This is a genomic window from Bilophila wadsworthia ATCC 49260 (assembly GCF_000701705.1).
In the GTDB taxonomy this organism is placed as follows: domain Bacteria; phylum Desulfobacterota; class Desulfovibrionia; order Desulfovibrionales; family Desulfovibrionaceae; genus Bilophila; species Bilophila wadsworthia.
The window spans coordinates 1-5271 of record NZ_JNJP01000146.1; the positions used below are offsets into that span (position 1 = coordinate 1).

Sequence of the window (5271 nt, forward strand, 5' to 3'; positions counted from 1 at the left end):
AGGGGGTACGGGGGAGGGGAGAGGGAAACTTTCTACAGAAAGTTTCCCTCTCCCCTCCCCCGGCTTATTATTCTACGCAATCCCCAATATGCGGGCGGCGTTGTTGTACAGGACGTTCTCGAGCACGTCGGGCCTGAAGCCGAGAGTCTCGTACAGCTTGGCGCGCTCCCAGCTGTCATAGAAGGGGTGGGCGCTGGCGAAAATGAGCTTGTCGGGGATGAGCTCGTTGCCCGCCTTGACGTAGCCGTCCGCGAAGGGCCACGTTTCATACTCGGACCATTCCATATAGACGTTGGCGTTGCGGTGGCAGACCATACAGGCTTCCTGCACGTAGGGATACCCGCCGTGGCTCATGACGATGGTGAGATCCGGGAAGTCGCGGGCCACTTCGTCGACGCGGGCGGGGGAGGCGTCGCCCATGATCGCGCCGGGAACGCGGGTACCAGGTCCGGTGCTGATGACCACCGGAACCTTCAATTCACAGCATTTTGCATAGATAGGATAAAACTTGCGGTGATCTGCCGGGAGCTTGGCGAGGTAGGGATCGATGGACGCGCCTTTCATGCCGAATTCGTTGACCATGCGGGAAAGCTCGTCGATGGCCTGCATACCCTTGTGTGGATCGAGCCCGGCCATGCCATAGAATTTGTGGGGGTAGGCCCTCATCATTTCCACGACGCCCATGTTGGAACAGGGGCAGCCATAGGTCGTTTCGACGTCGCGCCCGGTGATGACCCCGGTGATTTCATGCTCGTCCATGATCTCGACGATTTTGTCGAGCGAAGCCGACCACGCGCGATCCGGATAGTTGAAGAAGGCGCACATGTCCCCAAAGAAGGGGCTGTGGATGAGCCCGTCCACGGCGTCGGGCGTGTTGGGGCGGAAACGGAAATCGATGGCTTTCATGACAAAGAACTCCTTGTATGCTGGCGCCGCGTGTCGGCGTCGTGTGTGAACGGAAAGGAACCACGTCTAACTGTCCTGATGTGTGCAAAAAAGCAAGATTGATGCCGCTCATAGGGAAGGAAAAAGGGGGGTGGCGACAGAACATATGATGCACACGGAATTTTTTATGATGTAATATCAACATGTTCATCTGGCATGAGCGGGTATGGGGCGATATCGGAAGGGAGAGCGGAAACGGAAAACGTCATCTTGCATGTGTATTTTTTCGTATTGCAAAAATGCACACATGATGTCGAAACGCTGTGAATTGGGTCGGTTGCCGGAGAGCCCATTGCAGAAATGCACACCATGCTTTCCGGGGAGCAACGTACAACCGTATGGGGTGCTTTGCTGATTTTTCTTTCTATTCAGGCAGGATATGCATGATGGCACGCATGATGCTTTAAACGGGGCAACCACTTGATGAAAAAACGAACCGTCAAGATAAACATTTTGTTAGGAGGCTCCCCATGTCCCAGTGCTGCTGCCTGTCCCCGCAGGAAGAACGTCTTCAGGGTACCAAGAAAGTCAACCGCCAAGGCCGCGAACGCGTCTATAAGATTCTCGACCGCATCCAGTTCACCGTTCCCCACGTGGACATCGAGCGCGCCCGGTACTTCACGGAATCCATGCGCCAGACCGAAGGTGAGCTGCTGACCCTGCGCTGGGCCAAGGCGCTCAAGAATGTGGCTGAAAAGATTACCGTATACATCACGCCCGACCAGCTTCTCGCGGGCCGCGTAGGGCAGCTCGGACGCTACGGCATCCTGTATCCGGAAATCGACGGCGACTTCTACATTGAAGTCATGAAGGATCTTCCCAACCGCGAAAAGAGCCCCTTCCAGATCGATCCCACCGACATGCAGATCCTCATGGAAGAAATCGCCCCCTACTGGGAAGGCAAGACCTACCATGAGCACCTCAACAAGGTGCTGCCCGCCGAAATCCGCGGCGTGACCTATCACGACGAACGCGGCCTGAAGTCCAAGTTCGTGGTGAGCGAGACCTCTTCCTACCGTTCCGCGCTCCAGTGGGTCCCGGACTATGAAAAGGCCATGAAGCGCGGCTTCATCGACATCCAGAACGAAGCCAAGGCCAAGCTGGCGGACCTCGATCTGACCAATTCCGTGGACATATGGGAAAAGAAGCCGTTCCTCGAAGCCATGATCATCGTGTGCGACGCCATCATGATCTGGGCGAAGCGCCATGCGCAGCTTGCCCGCGACACCGCCGCCGCGACGTCCGATCCGGTCCGCAAGCAGGAACTGCTCCGCATGGCCGACATTTGCGAGCATGTGCCCGCTTATCCGGCCCGCAACTTCCGCGAAGCCGTCCAGTGCCAGTGGTTCGTGCAGATGTTCTCGCGCATCGAACAGAAGGCCAGCGCCATCATTTCCAACGGCCGCATGGACCAGTACCTCTATCCTTACTACAAGAAGGATATTGAAGAAGGCACGCTGACCTCCGAGGAAGCCAAGGAACTGCTCGAATGCATGTGGGTCGACATGGCCCAGTTCATCGACCTGTACATCAACCCCACGGGCAATGAATTCCAGGAAGGCTATGCCCACTGGGAAGCCGTCACCGTCGGCGGTCAGACGTCCGAGGGAGAGGACGCCACCAACGAGCTGTCGTATCTGTTCCTCGAGTCCAAGCGCGAATTCCCGATGACCTACCCCGACCTGGCGGTCCGCATCCATTCGCGCACGCCCGACCGTTTCCTGTATGAGATCGCCCTGACCGTTCAGGATGGCTCCGGGTTCCCGAAGCTCATCAACGACGAGGAAGTGGTGCCCCTGAACGCCATCAAGGGCTGCCCGATCAACGAGGCGCTGGACTATGCCATTTCGGGCTGTACCGAAACCCGTATGCCCAACCGCGATACCTACACCTCCGGCTGCGTGTACATCAACTTCGCTACCGCGCTGGAAATGCTGATGAACAACGGTCGCCTGCACTACTACGGCGACGAGCTTATCGGCCTTGAAACCGGCGATCCGACCCGCTTCCAGACGTGGGAGGAATTCTACGATGCCTACAAGGCGCAGCACATCAATCTGTTGCAGAAGGCTTTCCAGCAGCAGCACATCGTCGACCGTCTGCGCCCGCAGCATTTCGCGGCTCCGCTGTCCTCCGTGCTGCACAACCTCTGCATGAAGAACATGCAGGATCTGCATTCCGAGAAGATCGAAGGCGGCGTCGATTATTCGTACTTCGAATTCCTCGGCTACGCGACCGTGGTGGACTCCCTCGCCGCGATCAAGAAGCTCGTCTTTGAGGAAAAGCGGCTGACCATGCGTGAGGTGCTCGACGCGATGAACGCCAACTTCGTGGGGTATGAGCCGATTCAGGAAATGCTGAAGAACGCGCCCTGCTACGGCAACAACGATCCCTATGCCGACAGCATCGCCAAGGACGTCGACCGGTTTACGCAGGTCGAAGCCGAAAAGAGCAGCCGGGATCGCGGCATTCACGTCGACGTCCGCTATGTGCCGATCACCTCGCACGTGCCTTTCGGCAAGATCATCGCCGCCACCCCGAACGGCCGCGTTGCCGGGTTCCCCTTGGCTGACGGTTCCTCTGCGTCGCACGGCGCCGACCACAACGGCCCGACCGCCGTTCTGCTGTCGAACTACCATTCCAAAAACTACGGCATGATCAACCGCGCCTCCCGTCTTCTGAACATCAAGCTGTCGCCCAAGTGCGTGGCGGGCGAGCAGGGCGCGAAGAAAATCATGAGCATCATCCGCACGTGGTGCGACCTGAAACTGTGGCATCTCCAGTTCAACATCGTCAACCGAGACACCCTGCTCGCCGCCCAGAAGGACCCGAACAGCTATCGCAACCTGATCGTCCGTGTGGCCGGGTACAGCGCGTACTTCTGCGACATGTCCCCCGACCTGCAGAACGACATCATCGACCGCACCGAACACGCGGATCTGTAAAAAATTGGAGGGGGGAAGGAGATACTTTCTTCAGAAAGTATCTCCTTCCCCCCTCCAAACCTCCCCCCTTCCTCTTCAAAGACTTTCGTATGGGTTTATGGCGGGTGGGGGAGACAAGACAAGTTCGGCACGGCTTTCGTCCCCTGGTGAAATGGGAAAAAGGAGTAGGGTTGGTATTGAACCGACCCACCACATGTTGCTTTTCCTTGAAATGAAAAACGCCTTCACGGAAAGCGGGAAATCCGCGAGCAGGGATTCGATAAAGTCAAAAGTCTTGGGAAAAGGAGGGATGGGGGTCTGGGGGAAGGGAGGAGAAAGCCCTTCTCCAGAAGGGTTTCTCCTCCCTTCCCCCGGCATTTCCCGCCGCCCTCCCCGCCATACCCCGGCCCTCATGCTGCAGGGCACCTCCTCCAACGCGGGCAAGAGCATCCTTGCGGCGGCCTACTGCCGCATCTTCCGGCAGGACGGCTACAGCGTCGCCCCCTTCAAAGCGCAGAACATGTCGCTGAACTCGGGCGTCACGGCGGCGGGCGACGAAATGGGCCGCGCCCAGATCGTGCAGGCGCAGGCCGCCCTCGTCGACCCGGACGCCCGCATGAACCCCATCCTGCTCAAGCCGCACTCCGATACAGGATCGCAGGTCGTCGTCCTTGGGCAACCCATCGGGCACATGGGCGTCCTCGACTACTTCAAGAAAAAAAAGGAATTATGGAAGACCGTCACCGAAGCCTACGACAGCCTCGCCGCCGACCATGACGTCATGGTGCTCGAAGGCGCGGGCAGCCCCGGCGAAATCAACCTCAAGGAGCACGATGTTGTCAACATGCGCATGGCCGAACATGCGCGGGCTTCCGTGCTGCTCGTCGGAGACATCGACCGGGGCGGGGTCTACGCCTCCTTCCTCGGAACGTGGATGACCTTCACCGACGCCGAACGCCGCCTGCTCACCGGCTATATCGTCAACCGGTTCCGGGGGGACGCCTCCCTGCTCGGCCCGGCCCACGAATACATGCTCGACCATACGGGAACTCCCGTGCTCGGCACCATTCCTTATATACGCGACCTCAACATTCCCGAAGAAGACATGGCGGGCTTCTCATGGGGACACACCGACTGCGGGGAAAAAAAGGCGGGGACTCTGGACATCGCCGTGGTCATGCTGCGGCACGTATCCAATTACACCGACTTTGCGCCGCTCGCCGCCGAACCCGACGTCCGCCTGCGTCCGGTGCGCCGTGCGGAGGAATGGGGCGACCCCGATGTGGTGATGCTTCCGGGCTCGAAAAGCGTGGTCCCCGACCTCGACGACCTGCGCCGCAGCGGGCTGGCGGACAATATCCTCGGGCACGCCGAGCGCGGCAAATGGATCTTCGGCATCTGC

Annotated in this window: 3 protein-coding genes; 2 read left to right on the plus strand and 1 reads right to left on the minus strand. The window is 58.9% G+C overall.

The genetic code is table 11. The features are described from left to right. Positions 1 to 72: 72 nt before the first annotated feature. Positions 73 to 906: an amidohydrolase family protein gene (locus T370_RS0121175; RefSeq protein ID WP_005027954.1), complete on the minus strand. Its 834-nt coding sequence runs from the start codon at positions 904 to 906 to the stop codon at positions 73 to 75. A 509-nt stretch (positions 907 to 1415) separates the two neighbouring features. Here T370_RS0121175 and hpsG point away from each other — a divergent pair. Both hpsG and T370_RS0121185 read left to right on the plus strand, forming a co-directional pair. After that, positions 1416 to 3890 carry a (2S)-3-sulfopropanediol dehydratase gene (gene hpsG / locus T370_RS0121180; protein ID WP_029436929.1) on the plus strand — a complete coding sequence of 825 codons (2475 nt, stop codon included), beginning with the start codon at positions 1416 to 1418 and terminating at the stop codon, positions 3888 to 3890. 391 nt (positions 3891 to 4281) lie between these two features. Then, a partial coding sequence (locus T370_RS0121185; protein WP_029436930.1) for a cobyric acid synthase occupies positions 4282 to 5271 on the plus strand: 990 nt, incomplete at its 3' end.